21 protein-coding genes, 1 tRNA gene and 1 other RNA gene are annotated in these 20,941 nt (G+C 62.4%); 10 read left to right on the top strand and 13 right to left on the bottom strand.

Annotation, left to right across the window (positions count from 1 at the left end):
* Window positions 1-88: 88 nt before the first annotated feature.
* The 6 genes from JGZ97_RS01840 to rep all read right to left on the bottom strand — a co-directional run bounded on the left by JGZ97_RS01840 (window position 89) and on the right by rep (window position 6,251).
* Window positions 89-811, bottom strand: coding sequence for a tellurite resistance TerB family protein (locus JGZ97_RS01840; protein ID WP_207060888.1), 723 nt, complete (start codon window positions 809-811; stop codon window positions 89-91).
* 590 nt (window positions 812-1,401) lie between these two features.
* The gene (locus JGZ97_RS01835; protein ID WP_207060887.1) at window positions 1,402-2,079 is read right to left on the bottom strand and encodes a hypothetical protein; all 678 of its coding nucleotides are present in this window, start codon (window positions 2,077-2,079) and stop codon (window positions 1,402-1,404) included.
* A gap of 142 nt (window positions 2,080-2,221) precedes the next feature.
* Window positions 2,222-2,356: non-coding RNA, RtT sRNA (locus JGZ97_RS01830), on the bottom strand.
* Window positions 2,357-2,401: 45 nt separating this feature from the next.
* A tRNA-Arg gene (locus tag JGZ97_RS01825) sits at window positions 2,402-2,478 on the bottom strand.
* Window positions 2,479-2,561: 83 nt separating this feature from the next.
* Window positions 2,562-4,082, bottom strand: coding sequence for a GGDEF domain-containing protein (locus JGZ97_RS01820; RefSeq protein ID WP_207060886.1), 1,521 nt, complete (start codon window positions 4,080-4,082; stop codon window positions 2,562-2,564).
* Between the two features lie 99 nt (window positions 4,083-4,181).
* Window positions 4,182-6,251, bottom strand: coding sequence for a DNA helicase Rep (gene rep / locus JGZ97_RS01815; RefSeq protein WP_370583977.1), 2,070 nt, complete (start codon window positions 6,249-6,251; stop codon window positions 4,182-4,184).
* A gap of 204 nt (window positions 6,252-6,455) precedes the next feature.
* Here rep and JGZ97_RS01810 point away from each other — a divergent pair, with 204 nt between their 5' ends.
* Window positions 6,456-8,180 carry a bifunctional diguanylate cyclase/phosphodiesterase gene (locus JGZ97_RS01810; RefSeq protein ID WP_207060884.1) on the top strand — a complete coding sequence of 575 codons (1,725 nt, stop codon included), beginning with the start codon at window positions 6,456-6,458 and terminating at the stop codon, window positions 8,178-8,180.
* Here JGZ97_RS01810 and JGZ97_RS01805 read toward each other — a convergent pair.
* Both JGZ97_RS01805 and JGZ97_RS01800 read right to left on the bottom strand, forming a co-directional pair.
* Window positions 8,152-9,669: a YifB family Mg chelatase-like AAA ATPase gene (locus JGZ97_RS01805; protein ID WP_207060883.1), complete on the bottom strand. Its 1,518-nt coding sequence runs from the start codon at window positions 9,667-9,669 to the stop codon at window positions 8,152-8,154. The genes JGZ97_RS01810 and JGZ97_RS01805 overlap by 29 nt on opposite strands.
* Window positions 9,670-9,778: 109 nt before the next feature.
* Window positions 9,779-10,039: an accessory factor UbiK family protein gene (locus tag JGZ97_RS01800; RefSeq protein WP_207060882.1), complete on the bottom strand. Its 261-nt coding sequence runs from the start codon at window positions 10,037-10,039 to the stop codon at window positions 9,779-9,781.
* Window positions 10,040-10,341: 302 nt separating this feature from the next.
* On the opposite strand from JGZ97_RS01800, the gene JGZ97_RS01795 reads away from it, so the two are divergent.
* The 6 genes from JGZ97_RS01795 (at window position 10,342) to JGZ97_RS01770 (ending at window position 14,560) form a co-directional block, all read left to right on the top strand.
* On the top strand, window positions 10,342-10,680 hold the full coding sequence (locus JGZ97_RS01795) for a P-II family nitrogen regulator (RefSeq protein ID WP_207060881.1): 339 nt from the start codon (window positions 10,342-10,344) through the stop codon (window positions 10,678-10,680).
* A 75-nt stretch (window positions 10,681-10,755) separates the two neighbouring features.
* A complete protein-coding gene (locus JGZ97_RS01790) occupies window positions 10,756-12,018 on the top strand; it encodes an ammonium transporter (RefSeq protein WP_207060880.1) in 1,263 nt (420 codons plus the stop codon).
* A gap of 255 nt (window positions 12,019-12,273) precedes the next feature.
* Complete coding sequence (gene glnK, locus JGZ97_RS01785) at window positions 12,274-12,612, top strand: P-II family nitrogen regulator (RefSeq protein ID WP_207060879.1); 339 nt, start codon at window positions 12,274-12,276, stop codon at window positions 12,610-12,612.
* A gap of 23 nt (window positions 12,613-12,635) precedes the next feature.
* Complete coding sequence (locus tag JGZ97_RS18065; RefSeq protein WP_207060878.1) at window positions 12,636-13,124, top strand: DUF192 domain-containing protein; 489 nt, start codon at window positions 12,636-12,638, stop codon at window positions 13,122-13,124.
* Between the two features lie 71 nt (window positions 13,125-13,195).
* Window positions 13,196-14,230: an arginine N-succinyltransferase gene (gene astA, locus JGZ97_RS01775; RefSeq protein WP_207060877.1), complete on the top strand. Its 1,035-nt coding sequence runs from the start codon at window positions 13,196-13,198 to the stop codon at window positions 14,228-14,230.
* Between the two features lie 153 nt (window positions 14,231-14,383).
* Window positions 14,384-14,560 carry a hypothetical protein gene (locus JGZ97_RS01770; protein WP_207060876.1) on the top strand — a complete coding sequence of 59 codons (177 nt, stop codon included), beginning with the start codon at window positions 14,384-14,386 and terminating at the stop codon, window positions 14,558-14,560.
* 102 nt (window positions 14,561-14,662) lie between these two features.
* On the opposite strand, the gene JGZ97_RS01765 is transcribed toward JGZ97_RS01770, so the two are convergent.
* Both JGZ97_RS01765 and JGZ97_RS01760 read right to left on the bottom strand, forming a co-directional pair.
* Window positions 14,663-15,724, bottom strand: a complete 1,062-nt coding sequence (locus JGZ97_RS01765) for a tartrate dehydrogenase (RefSeq protein WP_207060875.1) — start codon at window positions 15,722-15,724, stop codon at window positions 14,663-14,665.
* 84 nt (window positions 15,725-15,808) lie between these two features.
* On the bottom strand, window positions 15,809-16,477 hold the full coding sequence (locus tag JGZ97_RS01760) for a cupin domain-containing protein (protein ID WP_207060874.1): 669 nt from the start codon (window positions 16,475-16,477) through the stop codon (window positions 15,809-15,811).
* Window positions 16,478-16,644: 167 nt separating this feature from the next.
* Between JGZ97_RS01760 and JGZ97_RS01755 the strand changes: the two genes are divergently transcribed.
* The 3 genes from JGZ97_RS01755 to JGZ97_RS01745 all read left to right on the top strand — a co-directional run bounded on the left by JGZ97_RS01755 (window position 16,645) and on the right by JGZ97_RS01745 (window position 18,974).
* Entirely contained in the window at window positions 16,645-17,250 is a 606-nt protein-coding gene (locus tag JGZ97_RS01755; RefSeq protein WP_207060873.1) for a TetR/AcrR family transcriptional regulator, read from the top strand.
* Window positions 17,247-17,618 (top strand): thioesterase family protein, encoded by a 372-nt coding sequence (locus JGZ97_RS01750; protein ID WP_207060872.1) that lies wholly within the window; start codon window positions 17,247-17,249, stop codon window positions 17,616-17,618. The genes JGZ97_RS01755 and JGZ97_RS01750 overlap by 4 nt, the downstream gene beginning before the upstream one ends.
* A gap of 162 nt (window positions 17,619-17,780) precedes the next feature.
* Entirely contained in the window at window positions 17,781-18,974 is a 1,194-nt protein-coding gene (locus JGZ97_RS01745; protein WP_207060871.1) for a YbfB/YjiJ family MFS transporter, read from the top strand.
* 21 nt (window positions 18,975-18,995) lie between these two features.
* Here the strand turns inward: JGZ97_RS01745 and JGZ97_RS01740 are convergent, their stop codons facing one another.
* The 3 genes from JGZ97_RS01740 to JGZ97_RS01730 all read right to left on the bottom strand — a co-directional run bounded on the left by JGZ97_RS01740 (window position 18,996) and on the right by JGZ97_RS01730 (window position 20,940).
* Window positions 18,996-19,301: a hypothetical protein gene (locus JGZ97_RS01740; protein ID WP_207060870.1), complete on the bottom strand. Its 306-nt coding sequence runs from the start codon at window positions 19,299-19,301 to the stop codon at window positions 18,996-18,998.
* Between the two features lie 152 nt (window positions 19,302-19,453).
* Window positions 19,454-19,867 carry an STAS/SEC14 domain-containing protein gene (locus tag JGZ97_RS01735; protein ID WP_207060869.1) on the bottom strand — a complete coding sequence of 138 codons (414 nt, stop codon included), beginning with the start codon at window positions 19,865-19,867 and terminating at the stop codon, window positions 19,454-19,456.
* A 113-nt stretch (window positions 19,868-19,980) separates the two neighbouring features.
* On the bottom strand, window positions 19,981-20,940 hold the full coding sequence (locus tag JGZ97_RS01730; protein WP_207060868.1) for a flagellar motor protein MotB: 960 nt from the start codon (window positions 20,938-20,940) through the stop codon (window positions 19,981-19,983).
* Between the last annotated feature and the right edge of the window lies 1 nt (window position 20,941).

Raw genomic sequence — 20,941 nt, 5'->3', positions numbered from 1 at the left:
TTATGCGCTCGCACCCCGTATTACGCGGCATTTTTCTATACCACTACGACAGGGCCCACAGGATCGAGCCTCAGGCCCTGTCTTCTCATCAGGCCGCCGCCGCATACACCTGACGCTCCAACTCCTGCGTCATTGCCGGCTCCAGCTGCAGTGCGGCGCCCAGCTGGTTCAGCCAGGCACGCTCCATGTCATTCTGCTCATCCACCATGGCGGCGCTAACCAGGTACATTTCCCGCTTGGCCTGGGGTGAGTCTGCGCTGCGGGCGAGTGTCTGGGCATCCAGCGGCGCCTTCAGCTGCTGCTGAATCCAGCCCTGCAACTCAGAGTCCGCTCCCAGCTTCTGGGTCTCCTTGACCAGCAGCGCCTGTTCATTTTCATCAATGTGGCCATCCGCCCTGGCGGCCATGATCATGGCCTGCAGTATTTCCAGCCCTCTTTGCTCCTGCGCATTGCCGTCAAGCTGCTCCAGAGGCTGTCCCTGCTCAGGACCGAGAGCAGAAGCGCCCTTCTTAAGGCTGGCCTGGTGCTTTTGGTAGGCTTGCCAGGCGAGTGCACCAATGCCAGCGAGCGCACCGTATTTCAGGGGCTTGCCCCCCATCTTCCGCCCCCGGCCTGCACCCACCAACATTCCCAGCAAACCGCCGCCAAGCGCGCTCTTGAGGTCGACGCCACCGGCGCCCTGAGCTCCCCTGACCTGCTTTTCGAGATTTGCCATCATGCCGCCCAGGTCCATTCCGCCTGGACCTCTGCCTTGCATGGACGCGCCCTGAGCCTGTTTCATGACTTCATTGAGAATCGATGTAACGTTCATTTGCAAACTCCTGTAACGAGATTCTGAAGGACATTGCCTCCGGGCCAATCGATCGCCCGTGCCGGCCTTACGGAGAAGCCGACAGGAGGGTTTCATCCCTGAACGAGTCCTTCTGTTCCCTGCCTTGCTCTTATGGCATCGACTAAGTATTGGACAGAAAGTTTGGCGGCGCTTTCCAATGGCGATCGCAGAAAGAACCCTTTTAAAAACGCTATTTATTTCATTTAGATACCGCTCGCGGCGTGGGAAACCGGGGCTCCTTCCTGGAAAATCGCCCAACACAGACAATCACTTAGGGGCGCCCCCTCCGGCGGGTTCGTGCTTGGATCAGCGAGACGGGCACCTTGAGACCAGAGACAAGGAGAGCACCGCCGGTGAGGCGGCTGAAGCTGGCGTGTGGACGCTGGCGACAGTCGAATCACTTCCGCCCACATCGACACACCGGCATGCCGAGACCGGGCTTTGGGCCGCTCTTGCCCGGTGTTTAAGTGCTCCTAACCGCGCCAGAAGCGGGTGTAGGCGGCGCGGCCGTTTCCGCGCAGGAGCGAACAAGATAAAGAACCGCGTTCAAAGTGCCGCCCCTTCTTAGCTCACTTTGCGACGGACAAAAAACCATCGATGTAGGAGCCTGGCACCACAAAAACCTGCTCCTCGCCGGAGCCGCTTATTTTGAACGAAAAGCCGCCCTCGATCTTTTTCTCTAGATAGTCTCTCGGCAGGTTTATGGTAATGTGTTCGGCGTAATGGCACCCCTCATCAGCCTTGCAGGACTGGACATCTTTATCGACTAGCGTCGTATCTAACCTATTGCCCTGATCATCATAGGCGCGATCATAATTTCTAAAGGTTTGGCTCTTATAGGTATCAAACGCGTAAACCTGATATACCCACTTGTCCCGCTCAACCCACTTCCACGCTCTCATCTTCACCTTATCTCCCGCTTCAGAGGGGAGAAAAGGTGCCTCATACATCACCATTTTCTTAAACTTGTCTTTATTAACGCTCACACTTTCAGCGACAATTTTCGGATCATCGAAATCAACGATCATTGTTTTAACGGCACCGCAAGCCGATAACAAAACAACCGACATAAAAAACGCAATTTTTTTGACCATCCCTTTAACCGCTCCTCCCTGCATAACTGGCGACACAGCCGTCACGCTATTAATACCAGGAGTATAGGCGAGCCGGCGCAGGACTTGTGACGGCCCAACCCGGCGGCAATAGGCCCAGAAACAGCACGAAGCGACTCTGTTGTAAGCAGCCATTAGAAGCGCGCAGCCAGAATAGCGAAAACACGTGCAGGTGATCGAAGATGGAAACGGCTATCAGCGACGCCGAAAAGCCGGTCTGCAAAGGCGTGGAGTTTCTTTTTCCGCTTAGGAAAGAGCAAGATAAAGGAAGGAAAAGTGGCGCACCCGGAGGGATTATTCGTCGCTGCGCCCCTCCCCCCTTCGGGGCCGTCACCGGCGGTGACGCTGCGTCGCGGCTGCGCCACTCGGCTCGAACCCGCGGGGCTTCTCACCCTCCGGTACGGTGGGCCCAAGTAATGACGAAGTGGTTGGAGAATCTGGAGGGGAACAGAAAAAGTGGCGCACCCGGAGGGATTCGAACCCCCGACCAACAGGATCGGAACCTGCTACTCTATCCAGCTGAGCTACGGGTGCGCAAAAGGATCTCTCAAAAGAGAGGGCGTATAATACTCAGCGACCACGGGTTGGGCAAGGGGCCAGACCCGCTTTTTCCCCCCTCAGCCCAGCGCCTCCTCCGGCGGATTCAGGGCCAGTGCCGGGTGATACTCGCAATAATCGCCCTGCAGCCGGTGCTTGGCTTCGTACATGGCCAGGTCGGCGTTGCGCAACAGGGTTTCACCGTCCTCGCCGTGGTCCGGGTAGCAGCTGATGCCGATGCTGACCCCTACCTTCAGGGATAACGAATCGATCGTAAAGGGAGCCTGAAACAGGTCGGCCACTTTCCGGGCCACGGCCAGCGCGCCCTCCCGTCCCGAGACCTCGGGCAGCATGATGATGAACTCGTCCCCGCCCAGGCGGGCGATTTGATCCACCTCCCGCAGGCTGCCGCTCAGGCGCGCCGCGGCGTCCACCAGCAGCTGATCACCCAGATCGTGGCCGTAGGTGTCATTGACCGCCTTGAAACCGTCCAGGTCGAGAAACAGCACCGCCAGCTTGCGTTCGGCCCGCCGCGCCCTTTTCACGTTTTCCTGCAGGCGCTCGCTGAACCAGCGCCGGTTGGGCAGGCCGGTAAGGGCATCGTGGGTGGCCATGTGCTTCAACTTATTCTGGGTTTTGCGGTGATCGTCGATTTCATCACGCAGTTGCTTATTGGCCTTGTAAAGCTCTTCGGTGCGCCGCCGAACCCGTTCGTCCAGCAGGTCATGAGCCTCCTGTAAACGCCGGGTCCGCTCCCGTACTTTACGGTTGAGCAACACCACGCCGCAAAAAAGCAACGCAGCGCCGCCAGCGAGCAGCGCGATCAGCCCGGAGACCCATTCCGGCAGCGGGTGCCTTGGATCAATGCCGTACCATTGATCCAGGGCCTGGAAGTAGTAGGACGCCTTATCGCTCTTGAGGGCTACCAGGTAGCGATCGAGGGTTGCAAGCTCATGGCCGAACTCACCGTCCCGAACGGCGTAACCGATCTCCTGGGAGCAGCAGACAATCGGGCTGCGACGGACGTCAAACTGCGGAGCAAGTCTATCGCCGTTGCTGCGCGAGGTAATACCCGCATCGGCGCGACCCGCGTCCACCTCCGCCAGCACCTGCTGGTAGCTGTTTACGAAGCGGAAGTCGACGGCCAGGTCAAAGCGTTTGAGCAGCGAACGGAAGCTGAGCGCGTAAACGTCCGCCTCGAGCCCCACCACCGTGCGGCCGTTGAGGTCGAGCAGAGATTGGATGCCGCCGTCGGTGGTGTAGATCTGCCCCCAGTTGACGAACATGGGCTCGCGAGTAAAGTCGTAGACCCGGTCGCGCTCAGGGGTGTGGGCCATGCCGGCCACCAGGTCGATCTCACCGTTGGCGAGCCCGTCCATCAATCCCGCCCAATCGGACTGGACGTAATCCAGCTGCCAGCCTTCCTGGCCGGCAACGTATTCGAGTATGTCGATATAAAAGCCGGAAACCCGGCTCTGGCCATCGATGAAGACACCGGGCTCGTTCTGGTATACCCCGACACGCAAAGAGGCATTTTGGTGGGTGGCTGCGTGAGACCCCAGGGCCAACATCAGCCCCAGCATTGCCAACATCCCTGACATCGAGCGTCCCTGCAAGAACCGCTTTAGTGTTTTGATCGGGTCACCACAGGCAGGTAGAAAAGAGAGCGATAATGAACCAAGCGCTCTGACCTGTCCAGATCAACAATCGGCCAGCAGGTTCTTGAGGCTGGAGAGGGTGGCCCGGCCGCGGGTCTGGTTGGCCTGCTCACAGCCCGGATCCCGCCCTTCCCACTCCAGGTCTTCCTCGGGCAGCTCGTCGAGAAAACGGCTGGGGACCGTGTCGGAGACCTCGCCGAACTGCTTGCGCTGGCGCGCCAGGGTCATGGTCAGGGTCTTGCGGGCACGGGTGATGCCCACGTAGGCCAGGCGCCGTTCTTCCTCGACAAAGTCGTCCTCGATACTGTTGCGGTGGGGCAGCAACTCTTCTTCCATGCCCATCAGGTAGACGTGGGGATACTCCAGCCCCTTGGAGGCGTGCAGGGTCATCAGCTGAACCCGGTCGGAGTCGTCCTCTTCCTCCTGCTGCTCGAGCATATCCAGCAGCACCAGGCGGGCCACGGCGTTGTCGATGCCGGCGTCCTCGTCGTCCTCGCGCAACCGCTCCAGGGTCCGCTCCAGCGACTCCACCAGGAACCAGACATTGGCCATGCGCCGCTCGGCCTGCACCTCACTGCTGCAGTTCTGGTAGATCCAGCCCTCGTAGTCGATATCCCGCACCATCTGCTTGACCGCGGCGATGGGATCGTCACGGTAGCAACGCTCGTAAATACCCTGCAGCCACTGGCTGAAGGTGCGCAGCTTCTCCACCGTACGCTCGGGCAGGACCGCACCGAGACCCAGTTCGCCGGCGGCGGCGAACATGCTCAGTTGGCGCTCGGCGGCGTACTGGCTGAGCTTCTCCAGGGTGGACGGGCCGATCTCCCGGCGCGGCAGGTTGATGATGCGCAGGAAGGCGTTGTCATCGTCCGGGTTAATCAGCACCTTGAGGTAGGCCATGATGTCCTTGACCTCGGCGCGGGCGAAAAAAGAGGTGCCGCCACTGAGCTTGTAGGGAATCTGGTAGGTCTGCAGCTTCATCTCGATCAGCCGCGCCTGGTGGTTGCCGCGGTAAAGGATGGCGTAATCCTTGAAACTGTTGCGGCGTTTGAGCCGCTGCTCGATGATGTCGGTGGCGATGCGGTCGGCTTCGGCGTCCTCGCTGCGGGTCATCACCACCCGCAGCGGCTCCCCCATGCCCATCTCGCTCCACAGGGTTTTCACGAACTCATGGGGGTTGTTGCTGATCAGCACGTTGGCGGCCTTGAGGATACGGCTGGTGGAGCGGTAGTTCTGCTCCAGCATCACCACCTTGAGGCTGGGAAAATCCTGCTTGAGCAGTGAGAGGTTCTCGGGGCGCGCCCCGCGCCAGGCGTAGATCGACTGGTCATCGTCCCCCACCACGGTGAGGCCGCCCCGGATTCCCACCAGCAGCTTCACCATCAGGTACTGGCTGGTGTTGGTGTCCTGGTACTCGTCCACCAGCAGGTAGCGGATCTTGCGCTGCCAGCGCTCCAGCACGTCGGGCTGGGTCTTGAACAGCAGCGTTGGAATCAGGATCAGGTCATCAAAATCCACCGCGTTGTAGGCGCGCAGGTGGCGGTTGTAACTGGCATAAACCCGCGCCGCCAGCTCCTCATTGCCGTTACGCGCCTGCTGCAGGGCCCGCTCGGGGCCGATCATGTCGTTTTTCCAGTTGGAGATGGCGTGCTGGATAAAATCCACCTGGTCGTTCTCATCCAATTGGTCGCGCAGCATCACGTCGCGGATCAGCGCATTGGCGTCCTGGGCGTCGAAGATGGAAAAGCCGGGCTTGAAGCCAAGCTGTTTGTGCTCACGCCGAATAATGTTGAGGCCGAGGTTGTGAAAGGTGGAAACGGTGAGCCCGCGCGCGGCGCTGCCCTGGACCAGCTTCCCCGCCCGCTCCTTCATCTCCCGCGCCGCCTTGTTGGTGAAGGTCACCGCGGCGATATGGCAGGCCTTGATGCCGCACTCCTCGATCAGGTAGGCGATTTTACGGGTAATAACGCTGGTCTTACCGCTGCCGGCACCGGCCAGAACCAGTAGCGGGCCGCCCACATAGTGGACCGCTTCCCGTTGGCGAGGGTTAAGTTGGGACACAGACAAACCTAAACAAATGGGGAACATGGCCGATAAGCCGAGATTAGCCATTGTATCAGGCCCGGCGCAGGCGGAAAATTATTCACTCCCCGCGAGCTCCGGCCTTTAAATCAGTCACTTAATAGAAACCAAATCATAAAAACAACAAATTAAAGGTAGAACCTAGAGTGATATCTAGTTAAGTTTTATGCACTCGAGTGGCGGCCCGTCCAGCGGCCCGCCGCGAGCGCCAAGTAAAGGTGGATTCCGCGTTTTATGCCGTCACTGGTTACATCCAGGCGGTCGCCCCAACGGATCCTGGTGGTCGACCCCTCTCCTGCCGCGTCTCAGCGCTTGCAGGAGGCTCTCAGACAGGATGTCACCCGACACTACGAGCTGCACTGGTTTGCCGGTGTCCGTGAAGCGCTGAGCGTCGCCCGGGCCCACGACGTCGATACCGTTTTCATGAGCTACTCCCTGGCCCGCAACCGCCGCCGGGATTACCTGGGCATGGCCCGGCGCTACCGGGTCAGCACCCCGATCATCGTCTACGGCGCCCCCCTTTCCGCCGAGGCCGAAGCGGGGCTGCACGCCGCCGGCGCCTTTGACTACCTGGCCGAGGATCAATGGGAGCCGCAGGCGCTGACCCGGGTTCTTCACTACGCCGGCCAGCTCAAGCAGCGCAACCAGCACATCATCGCGCTGCGCGACTTCGACCCGCAGACGGGAATTCCCAGCCAGCAGCACTGCTACCGCGCCCTGCTGCAGCAGCTGGAGCGGACGAGGGCCCGGGGCTTCCAGCTGGGCCTGCTGCAGATCAACCTGGACGGCTTCAAGGCCATTAACAATACCCTGGGCCGACGGGTCGGGGAGCGGCTGCTGGCAGAGGTGGTCAAACGGTTTCAATCCGTGCTCGCTCCCGGCCAGCGGCTTTACCGCCTGGGGGATGAGCAATTCTGCGTCAGCCTGACCAGCGACGACGCCCGCGATGCCCTGGGCGATCTGGTGGAAGAGCTGAGCGCCGTTCACGCCCGCCCTTACTCTCCCCAGGGTCATAACCTGATTTTGGGTTGCAGCATGGGCGGGGCCACCTTCCCGGACACGGCCGGGGACGTGGAGACCCTGTTCCGGCATACCGGGGCCGCCCTGCACCAGGCAAAAAAAGAGCGCGGTTGCAGCTACCGGTTCTACTCCGCGGGGCTCGCTCAGGCGGCAGCCCAGCAGATTGCCCTGGAACCGGAACTCATCAACGCCCTGCGCAACAAGGAGCTGCGACTGTTTTACCAGCCCCGCGTGGATATCAGCAGCGGGCGGATTATCGGCGCCGAGGCGCTGATGCGCTGGCAGCACCCCGAACGCGGGCTGATTCCTCCCGGCGAGTTTATTCCGTTGGCGGAGAAGACGGGGCTGATCGTGCCCATGGGCTACTGGGCCATTTACCAGGCCGGCGAAGACCTCAAGAAAATGAAGGCAGAAGGGGTCAACCTGCAACGCATCGGCATCAACCTTTCATTCCGCCAGTTCCAGGACGAGACCCTGGTGCCTACCATCGCCCGGCTGCTGACCCGGGGCAACATCCCCCCCTCCCAGCTGGAGTTCGAGCTGACCGAGACCGCCATGGCGCTCAACGAGCAGCACGTGGAGCACTGTATCCGCGAGCTAAACCGGCTGGGAATCGCCTTCTCCCTGGATGACTTCGGCACCGGCTACTCGTCGTTCGCCCACCTGCAGAAGCTGCCCATCAGCACCCTTAAGGTGGACCGAAGCTTTGTTCAGGGCGTTTGCGACAGCCCGGACGACGCCGAAATCGTGCGCGCCATCATCAACCTGGCGCACAACCTGCGCAAGGATGTGATTGCCGAGGGGGTGGAGACCCCGGAACAGCTGGCGTTCCTGCGCGAGCACGGCTGCGACCAGGTCCAAGGCTTCCACTTTGGCCGCCCGGTCCCTCTGGAAACGCTCTGCCAACAGGTCAAGAAACCGCGACGGATCCAGCTCTGAGCCGTTCCTGCTTGCGATAACCCAGCGCCTCGAGCAACTGGGGCCGTCCCGGTGTCGCCAGCCCCTCCAGATCGGCCAGGGTCCGGGCCACCCGCAGCACCCGGTGGTACGCCCGGGCCGAGAGGCCCAGCCGCTCCAGCGCCTGGGCCAGGAATTCACGTTCGCCGTCGCAGAGGCCGCAGGCCGCCTCCAGCTGTCCGGCGCCAAGACGGCTGTTCAGGCAACCCCGCTCCTCTAGCTGGCGCCGGCGCGCCGCCACCACCCGCGCCCGCACCTGGGCCGACGCCTCGCCCGGGGTTCCGGAACAGGTCATCTCGTGGCTGCCCAGGGGCGGCACCTCCACATGCAGGTCGAGCCGGTCCAGCAGGGGGCCGGAGATCCGACCCTGGTAACGACTGACCTGCCCGGGATTACACCGACACCGAACTTGACCGAAGTAACCGCAGGGGCAGGGGTTCATCGCCGCCACCAGCTGGAACCCGGCGGGATAGCAGACCTGGCGAGCCGCCCGGGAGATACGTATTTCCCCGCTCTCCAGGGGCTCGCGCAGCACCTCCAGCACCCGGCGATCAAACTCCGGCAATTCATCAAGAAACAGCACTCCCTGGTGGGCCAGCGAAATTTCGCCCGGGCGCGGAATGCTGCCCCCCCCCACCAGGGCCACGCCCGAGGCGGTATGGTGGGGGGCTCGAAAGGGGCGCTGGCGCCAACCCTGGGTTTCAGAGCCGGCGCTAGCCACCGAGGCGACGGCCGCCACCTCCAGGGCCTCGTCCTGGGTCAGGGGCGGCAATATGCTCGGCAGACGGCTGGCCAGCATGGTCTTGCCGCTGCCGGGCGGACCCACGAACAGCAGGCTGTGACCGCCGGCTGCTGCGACTTCCAGCGCCCGGCGAGCCTGGTGCTGACCGCGCACCTCCGCCAGATCGGGCAGCGCTTCGTCGTGCTCGGCCGTCGGTGGCAGGGGGGCCGGCAACGGGGACTGGGCGAGAAAGTGGGCACAGACCGCCAGCAGGTGATCGGCCTGGCGCACCGAGGCGCCCTCCACCAGCGCCGCCTGGGGACCGTTGTCTTCAGGAACCAACAGGGTACGCCCCGCGCGGCGCGCCTGGAGAGCGGCGGGCAGCGCCCCCGGCACCGGCCTCAACGCGCCGGAAAGCGCCAGTTCGCCAATCACCTCGTACTGGCTCAGTGCCTCGGCGGGCAACTGCCCCGACGCGCAAAGAATGCCCAGTGCGATGGCAAGGTCATAGCGACCGCCCTCCTTGGGCAAGTCGGCGGGGGCCAGGTTGACGGTGATCCGTCGCAGGGGAAATTCAAACTGGGTATTGAGCAGCGCGCTGCGCACGCGGTCCTTGGCTTCCTTGACCGCGGTCTCGGGGAGACCGACGATGGAAAGCCCCGGCAAGCCATTACTGAGGTGGACCTCGACGGTGACCGCCGGGGCCTCGATACCGAGCTGCGCCCGGCTGTGAATCACCGCTAGAGACATAAACCTTCCCTGGTTTGATGGCAGGCGCCTTGATTCCGTGAGCAGCGGATTTTCCCGCGATGCCGGCCCCGCTGCTCACCGGGCCAGCGATCTGGCCATAGGTTAAGGGCTACTCGCCCGACTTGGCCTGCAGGCTGCTTTCAAGCTGTTTAACCTGTTGCTCAAGCTGCTCAACCATGGCCCGGGTGCGCATCAACACCTCTTTTTGCGCCTCGAACTCTTCCCGTGTCACCAGGTCCAGGCGGGAGAACGCCCCTTGCAGCAGGACATTGATGCTTTTTTTCACCTCTTCCTGGGTTTTCTGCGGCCCTTCGCCGAACAGTTGGGTCAGTTGCTCGTTGAGACCTTCAAGCATTTTAGGTGGGAGCATGGCATAGGATCCTGTGAAATGAAGTTTTCCCAATTCTATCACGGGATAAATTCGCTGCTGACGCTCCCGCTCCGCCGATTAAGCACCAGAATGGTGCGCGCACCACATTAGCGCCTTTTTTTTGTGCTGTGCACTGCACAAAAACTCGCTCCAATCGCTGCACAACGCCCCTTCTACTCATCTAACCTACTGTTTATAAATCTTTTTGACGTTTTTGGCACAGCTGATGCAAAAGTGACAGCAACGGATTCAGGCTCAACGAACTGATCCCCAGTCCGCTTTTAAATATCGGGAGAAGAACCATGAAACTCATTTCGGCTGTGATCAAGCCCTTCAAGCTGGACGACGTGCGCGAAGCACTCTCCGAGATCGGCGTTCAGGGCATTACCGTCACCGAAGTCAAAGGTTTTGGCCGTCAGAAAGGACATACCGAACTCTACCGCGGCGCAGAGTACGTGGTGGACTTCCTGCCCAAGGTGAAGCTTGAGGCCGCGGTCAGCGAAAGCATCGTCGACCAGGTTATCGAGAGCATCTCCAAGACGGCAAACACCGGCAAGATCGGCGACGGCAAAATTTTCGTCACCGATATCGGAGAGGCGATCCGCATTCGAACCGGCGAAACCGGTGAGAGCGCCCTGTAACCGAACCGATCTCTTTTTCAGCGAAAAAACCCGACCGGCAGCGCCACAGGACGCGACGGTCATCGGAGGCTAACGATGGAAAATCAAATCTTTCAACTGCAGTATGCGATGGACACCTTTTATTTTCTGGTGTGCGGCGCATTAGTCATGTGGATGGCGGCCGGCTTCGCCATGCTCGAGGCCGGCCTGGTCCGCGCCAAGAACACCACCGAAATTCTCACTAAGAACGTCGCCCTGTTCGCCATCTCCTGCATCATGTACCTGGTGGTGGGTTACGAACTGATGTACGGCGGCGGTATCTTCCTCAGCGGCATCGAGGCCGTCGATGTGGAACAGGTGCTCAAGGACTCCGCCGAGGCGGGCTTTGAGGGCGGTGCGGTCTACTCCGGCGCGTCGGACTTCTTCTTCCAAGTGGTGTTTGTCGCTACCGCCATGTCCATCGTCTCCGGTGCCGTGGCCGAGCGCATGAAACTCTGGGCCTTCCTCGCCTTCGCGGTGGTGATGACCGGCGTTATCTATCCCATAGAAGGCGCCTGGACCTGGAACGGCGACGACGTGTTCGGCATGTACAACCTGGGCGACCTGGGCTTCTCTGACTTTGCCGGTTCCGGCATCGTGCACATGGCCGGTGCGGCTGCGGCCCTCTCCGGAGTCCTGCTGCTGGGTGCCCGTAAAGGCAAGTACGGCGCTAACGGCCAGATCAACGCCTTCCCCGGCGCCAACCTGCCCCTGGCTACCCTGGGTACCTTCATCCTGTGGATGGGCTGGTTCGGCTTCAACGGTGGCTCCGTGCTTAAGCTCGGTGACGTGGCCAACGCCCACTCCGTGGCCATGGTGTTCCTGAACACCAACGCCGCCGCTGCCGGTGGCGCCGTGGCTGCCCTGATCACCGCCCGCATGCTGTTCGGCAAGGCCGACCTGACTATGCTGCTCAACGGTGCCCTGGCCGGTCTGGTCGCGATCACCGCCGAGCCTTCGACCCCCACGGCCCTGCAGGCAACCCTGTTCGGTGCCATCGGCGGTGTCCTGGTCGTGTTCTCCATCATCACCCTGGACAAGCTGAAGATCGACGATCCGGTCGGTGCCATCTCCGTCCACGGTACCTGCGGTCTGCTGGGTCTGCTGCTGGTTCCCCTGACCAATGACGGTGTGACCTTCAGCGGCCAGATCATCGGCGCCCTGACCATCTTCGTCTGGGTCTTCTTCTTCAGCCTGATCGTCTGGGCTGTCCTCAAGGCTGTCATGGGCATCCGCGTCAGCGAAGAGGAGGAGTACGAAGGCGTCGACCTGACCGAGTGTGGCATGGAAGCCTACCCCGAGTTCACCAAGGGCTCCTGAGCCCTGAACAAAACACTGTAAATCCTCACCAGCAGTGAACTTGAGGCGCCCCGTCAAACGGGCGCCTTTTTTTATGCACCCGCGCACGGGTCGCCGGTGAGGCGCAGGACTGGCCCGACGGCGGCTCGCCTGACTGCCCCAAAGCCGCATTAACCCTTGGCTGGCAGTCGGGTTATACTAGCCTCAATTCCGTGTCGACAACGCCGCGTCACGCCCGTCGACCCGTCCAACGTGCAGTCCTACAGGAGAGATACCATGAAACTGGTCAGCGCCGTGATCAAGCCTTTCAAGCTGGATGATGTCCGCGAAGCCCTGTCCGAAATCGGCATCCAGGGAATCACCGTCACCGAGGTCAAAGGCTTCGGCCGCCAGAAAGGCCACACCGAACTGTATCGGGGCGCGGAATACGTCGTGGACTTCCTGCCCAAGGTCAAAATTGAAGCGGCCATCGACGATGCCATGCTGGATCAGGTCATTGAGGCGATCAGCAACTCGGCCAATACCGGCAAGATCGGCGACGGCAAGATCTTCGTCACCAGCCTGGAACAGGTGGTGCGGATCCGCACCGGAGAAACCGGCGCCGACGCCCTCTAGCCAGAATCTCGCCGGGGTTCGCTGTGGTCGGCTGGAGAAGTCCGCTGCTGGCACTGCTGCTGGCAGCCTCCGATGCCGCCCTCAGCGCACCGTCCTGCCCCCTCCCTCCCCTCGCCACACCATTCAGCCGCGGAACCCTGGCGCTGGATGGCGCCGTGCCCATTGAGCTCGCGGTTGCCACGACCTCCGCCCAGCGCCAGCGCGGCCTTATGTGCAGCCCCCCGCTGGCCGATAACCGGGGCATGCTGCTGGCCTACCCCAAGCCGCAGCACCTGGCCATCTGGATGAAAAACATGATCTTCTCCCTGGATATCCTGTTTCTCGACAGGTCCGCGAAGGTCCTGTCCGTCCATCGCCATGCCCCACCTTGTACCGAGGCGCCCTGCGCGCTATACCGCTCGGAAGGCAAAGCCCTTTATGCCCTGGAGCTGAGAGCCGGCCAGGCCGCCGCACTGGACCTGCACCCGGGGCGCCAGCTCAAGTTGCAGCTTTCAGACCCCGTCCCCCGGTAACCCCTTAGTCAAAGAGCCCTCGACTAGACTTAGGACACTCCGTCCAGGGTACTTGTCTGTGGAGAGCCCGAATGATCCGCGTACGTCCCATTCGTGAAGAGGATTTCCCGGTGTTGATGCGCATCGCCGAGGAGAGCGGCCCGGGCTTTACCTCACTGCCCGCCGCCCGCGATCTGTTGGAGGCCAAAATAGGCAGATCTCTGCAGGCCATGGGCACAGACATCTCGACCCCGGGGGATCATGGCTACCTGTTCATGATGGAAGAGAGTCGCAACGGCGAAGTGATCGGCACCACCGGGATCGAGGCCGCGGTGGGCATGCGCGATCCCTGGTACCACTACCGAATAGGGACCATCGTCCATGCCTCACGTGAGCTGGCCATTCACAACCAATTTCAGACCCTCTACTTGTGTAACGATTACACCGGCCACTCGGAAGTGTGCACCCTCTACCTGCTGCCCCGCTACCGCCGTGACGGCAACGGCACCCTGCTCTCCAAGTGCCGCTTTCTGTTCATGGCGCAACACCTCCACCGCTTCGCCCCGCGGGTGATCGCGGAAATGCGCGGCGTCAGCGACGAACGGGGCCGCAACCCCTTCTGGGAGGGGCTGGGCCGCCACTTCTTCACCATGGAGTTCTCCAAGGCGGATTTCCTTACCGGCATCGGCAACAAGGCGTTTATCGCCGAACTGATGCCCAAGCACTCCATTTACATCCACCTGCTGCCCCCCGATGCCCAGGCCGTCATCGGCGAAGTCCACGCCCACACCCGCCCGGCACGGCGGATGCTGGAGGACGAGGGGTTTCACTTCGAGGGTTACGTGGACATCTTTGATGGCGGCCCCACCTTGGTCTGCCGCACGGCCGACGTACGCAGCATCCGCCACAGCCGGCTTCTGACCAGCGCCGCACTCCGGCGCGCCTCGCCAACCGTCCACTGCCTGGTCAGCAACACACACCTTGAGGGCTTTCGCTGCATTCTGGCCCCCGTCGCCCTTGAAGCCGAGCGCGTACTCTTGACGGCGGAGCAGACCGACGCGCTGGAGCTGACCGCCGGCGCCCCGGTTCGGGTCGTCCCCCTGCAACAGACCCGAAAGTCCCACTGAAAGGAGCCATCTGCCTGCTAGTGGCCTGCGACGTCGACCACCGGGTAGCGCCGCCAAACTCGACGCCCGCCGGCCCCGGCACCATGCCCGGAATGGGCTAAGTAAGCGCAAACATGCTAGGATTACCGGGAACTCAAATAAATGGAATGACTTATGGCCGCCAAGCCCAAAAAATCAGCCGCCGTGGAAACGCACAAATCCATCGCCGAACAGACCGCCGCCTTCCTCAAGGCCGGAGGCCAGATCCAGGAAATTCCCCGCGGCGTTACCGGCCAGCAGAAAATGGCCGGCCCCCGCCAGATCGTCCTCGGCAAGCCGGCTACCCGCTAAGCCCACCCAGCCAGAACACTCCCCGCATTGTCTTCAGCCCCGCTCAGCCCCGGCCGGCGCTCTCTGTTCGCCGGTGCGGCGCTGGTTGCGGGCTGAAGCGAACTAGCTAATCGCGCTCAGCACAGCATCCCCGAGCTCCCGGGTGCCGGCGGAACCACCCATGTCCGGGGTCAGGCACTTGCCCTCGCGAAGCACGCTTTCCATCGCCGCCATCAGGGTGTCATGCACCTGCGAATAGCCCAGGTGCTGGACCATCATGGCGCCGGCCCAGATCGTCCCCAGCGGGTTGGCGATACCTTGCCCCGCGATATCCGGCGCCGAGCCGTGCACCGGTTCAAACATCGACGGAAAACGCTTCTCCGGATTGATGTTGGCCGAAGGGGCAATAGCGATGGTGCCGGTACAGGCCGGGCCCAGGTCCGAGAGAATGTCGCCGAAAAGATTCGAGCCCACCACCACGTCGAAGTGTTCCGGCATTCGCACGAAGTTGGCGGTAAGAATATCGATGTGGAACTGGTCCACCCTGACCTCGGGATAGCTCCTGGCCATTTCGGCCACGCGGGCATCCCAGTAAGGCATGGAGTGGTAGATGCCGTTGGACTTGGTGGCCGAGCTCAGGTGCCGGGCCGGGCGACGGTTGGCCAGCTCAAAGGCGTAGCGGAGGATGCGGTCGGTTCCGCGACGGGTAAACAGGCTCTGCTGGCAGACCACCTCCTGTTCGGTACCCTCGTACTGGATCCCCCCGATAGAAGAGTATTCCCCCTCCACGTTCTCACGCACCACGTAGAAATCAATATCCCCGGGCCGCTTGTTGGCCAAGGGACAGGGCACCCCCTCAAACAGGCGCACCGGGCGCAGATTAACGTACTGGTCAAAGGCGCGACGAATCGGCAACAACAATCCCCACAGGGAGATATGGTCCGGCACCCCGGGGAACCCCACCGCTCCGAGGTAAATGGCGTCAAAGCTGCGCAGTTGATCCAGCCCGTCCTCGGGCATCATCCGCCCGGTACGGTGATAAGTCTCGCAGGACCAGTCGAATTCGGTCCATTCAAAACTCACTCCATGGCGGCGCCCGGCCGCTTCCAGGGCGCGAATGCCCTCGGGAATCACTTCGGTTCCGATGCCGTCACCGGGGATCACGGCAATCTTCAATGCAGTCATAACTCGGCCCTTACTGACAAAAAACTGCTTCTATCATAAGGCACTACCGATTTGACCGCATTCGCCTCGAGACTTTAGCCGACCTCAGAGCAACTGCTGCAAGTGCCCGGTTTTGAGGTAAACCTGAACCCCCTCACGGCGGGTAAAAAACGACCAAGGGAGGCCCGGAGGATGGCGCAACCAGGTCCCCGGGGGATACGCCTGTTGGGCGTCATACAGGCAGCCCGCCAGCACCAGCAGCTCACGCCCGCCGTGATCGCCATCGAGCGGCATGAAGAGCTCCGCCGGCCAGCGCTCAAGCAACACCCGCTCACCCTCGAAGCGATGCAGCAACAGCTGCTGGATACCGTCGCTTGGGGTCAGCCCCCAGTCGGCGGCGGCCGTGTCGATCACACAGGGCGCCTGGTCGGCCGGATGGAACTGGTGCAATTTGACAAAAATAACCGCCCCCTCGCTGCCCACCCGGGGCCGGTGGGAAGTGCCGATCGGGTTACGCAGGTAGGTGCCGGCCGGGTAACGACCATGCTCATCGGCGAAGGCGCCCTTGAGCACCAGTATCTCTTCACCGCCAACATGGGTATGCCCGGGGAACTCGCTGTCGGGCGCATAGCGCACCAGGGAGGTCGCCCGGCCCACCTCCTCCCCGATACGGTCCAACATCATTCGCTCTACCCCGGGCACGGGCGAGGGCACCCAGCGATAGTCCTCGGGCGTCACCCGGACGGGTTCGGAAAAATCCGCGTTAAGCCTCATGGCTGCACTCCGTTCGCCTCACCTCGTTGAAAAATAGTTCACGCAGCCGTGACAGGCGATGCCGACACTTCCACCGCCGCCCTTGCGATCTCCGCGGCTCTTATCTTTGACATGATGATCATCATGCGATAGCTTCTTTTGCATGATGCACATCATATGGATTTCGCATGTCCTCACGAGCAACCCAAAAGCAGCAGTCGCGCGAACGAATCCTTGAGGCCGCCGGTCGGCATCTACGCACCGGGGGCATCGACGGTGCCGGCATCGCCGCCGTCATGTCCGAGGCCGGGCTGACCCACGGCGCCTTCTACGCCCACTTCAGCAACAAGGACGAGCTGACCCGCAATGCCCTGGTGCACGCGCTGGAGCAGAACCGGGCCCGCTGGCTTGGCAAGCCACAGCGAGAGTCCTGGACTCAACGCCTTGGCCGCCTCGCCCGGCGCTACCTGACCGGCGCCCACCGCCAGAGCCGGGCGGACAGTTGCGCGCTGGCGGCCCTGTGCTCGGAAGCGGCCCGGGGCGACAGCGCTTTTCGACGTACCTACGAGGAGGAGCTGCTGAAATCCCTGTCGGGGCTCTGCGAAGGCCCGTTTGAGACGCAGCCCCCCCAGCGCGGTGACGATGCCCTGGCGTATATGGCGTTGTTGGTCGGCACCCTGGCGCTGTCCCGCGCCGTCGCCTCCCCCGCCCTGGCCGAACGGCTGCTCAAGGCCGGGGCCGACGCTGCCGCTCGCATCGGCCACGCGGATCCTGAACAGAGAGCAAACCGATGACGCAACCCGAGACAAGCCAAGCACTCCTGGCGTTGGCCGATTTTCCCTTTCAGACCTTCGACAAGCTGCGCTACGCGGACACCGATCGCCAGGGACACGTCAACAATGCCGCCTTCTCGACGTTTCTGGAGACCGGGCGGGTGGAGTTCCTCTACGACCCGAACCATCCGCTGCACGGGGACAATGCGGCCTTTGTGATCGCCGGCCTGAGCCTGCAGCTGCTCGCCGAAATCCGCTGGCCCGGGCGCGTCGATATCGGCACCGCCGTCACCAAGGTCGGCAACAGCTCCCTGACCCTCTACCAGCAGCTTTATTCAGGAAGGGGCTTGCGTGGCGAGGGCGGAGACCGCCATCGTGCAGATGAATGAGCGCAGCCGAAAATCTCAGCCCCTCTCTGCCGAGGCCCGGGACTTTCTGCAACGCTACCTTGTGCCGGCTGAATAGCCGCCCAGGCCGAACCCTCACCGTATTCACCCGAACAATAAAAAAAAACAGGGCACCCGAAGTGCCCGGACGCTGGAGAAATACCCATGGCTACACGCACCGAACAGGTCAAGGTCCTGCTGGCAGGGATCAGCGGCCTGATCCTGATGCTGGGGATCGCCCGCTTTGCCTACACCCCCCTGCTGCCGCTGATGCTGGAGCAGTCCGGGCTCAGCGCCGCTCAGGGCAGCTGGCTGGCCAGCATCAACTACCTGGGTTATCTCAGCGGCGCATTGATCGCCTCCCGGATCAGCAACATGCCGCTCAAGGACAGCCTCTACCGCCTCGGGATCCTGGTGGCAGTGCTCTCCACCGCGGGTATGGCCCTCACCACCGACTGGCGGCTCTGGGCGCTGCTACGCTATATCGCCGGCCTGAGCAGCGCCGCGGGCATGTTGCTGTGCTCAGGACTGGTTCTTAACTGGCTGATTAGAAACCATTTCAGAGGAGAACTGGGGATCCATTTCACCGGCGTCGGCCTCGGCATTGCCGGCGGTGCCCTGCTGGTGGAACTGCTTGGCGACGCGTTCGACTGGCGCCAGCAGTGGCTCTGGTTTAGCGCGGCAGCGACGCTGCTCGCCATTCCCGCCTGGGGCTGGCTGCCCCGCCCCGGCGCCACCTCGGTGACCGTCAGCGGCGAGGCGCTGACCGACAGCCCCCCATCCCCCCTGTTTCTGCGCCTGTTCCTGGCCGCCTATTTCTGCGCCGGCACCGGCTACGTGGTCAGCGCCACCTTTATCGTGGCCATCGTGGACGCTCAGCCAGACCTCACCGGGCTGGGTAACCGGGTATTCCTGCTGATCGGGCTGGCCGCCATACCCGCCAGCATTCTCTGGGATCGCCTAGCGCGCCGCCTGGGGGTGCTCAATGCCCTGATCCTCAATTACCTGCTGCAGATCCTGGGAATCTCCCTGCCCCTGCTCAGCACCAGCCTGGAGGCCGCCCTGCTCGGCGCCCTCCTCTTCGGCGGCACCTTTGCCGGCGCCGTCAGTCTGGTATTGACCATGGCCGGTCGCTACTACCCCCGCCACCCCGCCAAGATGATGGGCAAGATGACCCTTTCCTATGGGGTTGCACAGATCCTGGCCCCGGGCCTGATCGCCCTGATGGTGACCAGCGATGCCGATTACCGCCAGGGGCTGGTGCTGGCCAGCGCGGCGATGCTGGTGGGCAGCGTGCTGATGGTCCTGCTGCGCGGCCTGGAAAAACACGAGTCCGGGCTGCACGCCCGGACAAGCTGATCCCGGGTCAGCCCCGCCCTCTCAACCAGCGCCCCGGAAGGTAGAAACGATCAGGGCCGCGGGCAACGCCGGGCTGTCGCCCTGCGCCCGTGACGGCACCTGGCGCGGGACTTGAAACGGCACCTGCGAGGGCGCCAGGGAGCAGATCAGAATCCCGCTGCAGGCGTTGAAGCGCTGCGGGGGCACATCCGCCCGAATGCAGAACTCGCCGGGATTAAGCTCACAGGGATTGCGGTGATCGGCGGAACGAAAGCCCGATTCCCGCAGCTGGATTAATTCATCGGAGAAGGCGCTGAAATCCATACAGCGTTTGGTGCGGATAGCCATCCTGGCACTCCTGAGGCGCAACGGCCAGCGTTAACAAGGTGTCCGACAGCGGGCGCTGGCGCCGACAACCTCCTCTCCCGCTCCTGGTCCCCTAGTGTAGTCGATGGCATGGAGCCGGGCGATGTGCAGCCTGAGCGCCCGGCACCCGGGGATCAGCCGGGAGAGTCGCCAGGGGCTTCCCCCGCCCCGGGCAGGGGAAGGCAGCCCTTCACCAGCCATTCCCGGGCCTGCTCAAACTCATCGAACAGCCGGGTTTCGATCCCCGTCAGGGTATAGACATTGGCAATGTGGGCGTAAGCGCGCTCATCACGCCCCGGCGCCCGCACCAAGGCGATCCGCGAACAGTGCGGCACGTCCCGGGCAAACTCCAGAGCCAGGGTATCCATGTCGATCAGGCTCAGTTCGCTGAGATCCGCCCGGCGACAATCCACCAGGGCGCATTCGAACGCCTGTCCCTGCCGGGTGGACTTATTTCGGGCCGCCTTGATGGCCTCCTGAGACAGGGTCCCGTCCTGGGTCACCTGCATAATACGGCCGCCATGGGTCAGTTCCAGCCGGGTCGTCATCGTGAAATCCGCTTAAAGCAGTGAATGGCGGCAATGGTACAGCCTTCGCGGCAGTGCCGCCAGCGGCCCTGAAAGGCCGCCGGGCAACAGCCCACACAGGCTGTGCTCAGGCGTTAGAAGATCTCCGAGGGCGCAAGTTCCACCCCTTCGATCTCCGTTTCGGCGCCCTCGGGTACCGCCGGCAGCCGCTTCAGGGTCTGCTGGTCCTGGCCTTTCTGGATCACGATCTCCACCCGCCGGTTAAGCGCCCGGTTCTGCGCCGTGTTGTTGGGTGCCAGGGGTTTGGTATCGGCATAGCCGATCACCTGGTAGCGGTCCTGGTTGATACGTTGGTCAGCGAACAGCTCCTGCGCCACGGAGAGCGCGCGGGCCGACGACAACCCCCAGTTGGACTGGAACTGGTTAGTGGAGATGGGAATGTTGTCGGTATGCCCCTCCACGGAGATCCGTCCCTGTATATTGAGCAGCAGGTCGCGGATTTTCTCGATGATGGGGATAAACTCGAAGTTGAGTTCAGCCGCCCCGGACTGGAAGGAGCCTTTCTCCCGCAGGCGGATGATCACTTTCGACTCACGGGTCTCCACATCCAGGGCGCCCAGGCCGATCTCGTTCTGCAGTGCCATGGCCAACTGCAGAGCGTCCTCCCGGGCCTCGGCTTCGGCCGCCGCCTGCTCCGCCTGCATCTTCTTGACCATCTCCTGCAGCGCGCCGGCTTCGGCGTCCATGAATTCAGCCTTGCCCTGCTGGCTGCGCACATCCAGGTTCTGCTTGCTGGTCTCGGTGGAGAACTGGCGCACCTCGTTCAGCGGCGTGGGCTCGGGCCGCCCGGGACTGAACTCCTGGGCGATAATGCTGGTGCCCTTGGGAATGTCCTTGACCTTGATCTGCTGCTGGACCCCGAATGCCTCGCGCATGGAGCCGGCCAGCTGCTTGAACTTGAGCACGTCCATCTCGGAAAAGGAGAGCAGCAGTACGAAAAAGCACATCAGCAGCGACATCAAGTCGGCAAAGGTGGCCATCCACGGGGGCGCACCCGCGCGCGGACACTTGCACTTCTTCTCTTCGTCGCTCATT

Origin of the sequence: Motiliproteus sp. SC1-56, assembly GCF_017309075.1 — a bacterium.
In the GTDB taxonomy this organism is placed as follows: domain Bacteria; phylum Pseudomonadota; class Gammaproteobacteria; order Pseudomonadales; family Balneatricaceae; genus Motiliproteus.
Note: the sequence above shows the minus strand (reverse complement) of the source record. Positions and strands in the feature narration are given on the sequence as shown.

What these genes read in the sequence shown, in the direction of transcription:
- JGZ97_RS01840 (WP_207060888.1), bottom strand. Translation starts at nt 811, where the DNA reads ATGAACGTTACATCGATTCTCAATGAAGTCATGAAACAGGCTCAGGGC.
- JGZ97_RS01835 (WP_207060887.1), bottom strand. Translation starts at nt 2,079, where the DNA reads ATGGCTGCTTACAACAGAGTCGCTTCGTGCTGTTTCTGGGCCTATTGC.
- JGZ97_RS01820 (WP_207060886.1), bottom strand. Translation starts at nt 4,082, where the DNA reads ATGTCAGGGATGTTGGCAATGCTGGGGCTGATGTTGGCCCTGGGGTCT.
- rep (WP_370583977.1), bottom strand. Translation starts at nt 6,251, where the DNA reads ATGGCTAATCTCGGCTTATCGGCCATGTTCCCCATTTGTTTAGGTTTG.
- JGZ97_RS01810 (WP_207060884.1), top strand. Translation starts at nt 6,456, where the DNA reads ATGCCGTCACTGGTTACATCCAGGCGGTCGCCCCAACGGATCCTGGTG.
- JGZ97_RS01805 (WP_207060883.1), bottom strand. Translation starts at nt 9,669, where the DNA reads ATGTCTCTAGCGGTGATTCACAGCCGGGCGCAGCTCGGTATCGAGGCC.
- JGZ97_RS01800 (WP_207060882.1), bottom strand. Translation starts at nt 10,039, where the DNA reads ATGCTCCCACCTAAAATGCTTGAAGGTCTCAACGAGCAACTGACCCAA.
- JGZ97_RS01795 (WP_207060881.1), top strand. Translation starts at nt 10,342, where the DNA reads ATGAAACTCATTTCGGCTGTGATCAAGCCCTTCAAGCTGGACGACGTG.
- JGZ97_RS01790 (WP_207060880.1), top strand. Translation starts at nt 10,756, where the DNA reads ATGGAAAATCAAATCTTTCAACTGCAGTATGCGATGGACACCTTTTAT.
- glnK (WP_207060879.1), top strand. Translation starts at nt 12,274, where the DNA reads ATGAAACTGGTCAGCGCCGTGATCAAGCCTTTCAAGCTGGATGATGTC.
- astA (WP_207060877.1), top strand. Translation starts at nt 13,196, where the DNA reads ATGATCCGCGTACGTCCCATTCGTGAAGAGGATTTCCCGGTGTTGATG.
- JGZ97_RS01770 (WP_207060876.1), top strand. Translation starts at nt 14,384, where the DNA reads ATGGCCGCCAAGCCCAAAAAATCAGCCGCCGTGGAAACGCACAAATCC.
- JGZ97_RS01765 (WP_207060875.1), bottom strand. Translation starts at nt 15,724, where the DNA reads ATGACTGCATTGAAGATTGCCGTGATCCCCGGTGACGGCATCGGAACC.
- JGZ97_RS01760 (WP_207060874.1), bottom strand. Translation starts at nt 16,477, where the DNA reads ATGAGGCTTAACGCGGATTTTTCCGAACCCGTCCGGGTGACGCCCGAG.
- JGZ97_RS01755 (WP_207060873.1), top strand. Translation starts at nt 16,645, where the DNA reads ATGTCCTCACGAGCAACCCAAAAGCAGCAGTCGCGCGAACGAATCCTT.
- JGZ97_RS01750 (WP_207060872.1), top strand. Translation starts at nt 17,247, where the DNA reads ATGACGCAACCCGAGACAAGCCAAGCACTCCTGGCGTTGGCCGATTTT.
- JGZ97_RS01745 (WP_207060871.1), top strand. Translation starts at nt 17,781, where the DNA reads ATGGCTACACGCACCGAACAGGTCAAGGTCCTGCTGGCAGGGATCAGC.
- JGZ97_RS01740 (WP_207060870.1), bottom strand. Translation starts at nt 19,301, where the DNA reads ATGGCTATCCGCACCAAACGCTGTATGGATTTCAGCGCCTTCTCCGAT.
- JGZ97_RS01735 (WP_207060869.1), bottom strand. Translation starts at nt 19,867, where the DNA reads ATGACGACCCGGCTGGAACTGACCCATGGCGGCCGTATTATGCAGGTG.
- JGZ97_RS01730 (WP_207060868.1), bottom strand. Translation starts at nt 20,940, where the DNA reads ATGAGCGACGAAGAGAAGAAGTGCAAGTGTCCGCGCGCGGGTGCGCCC.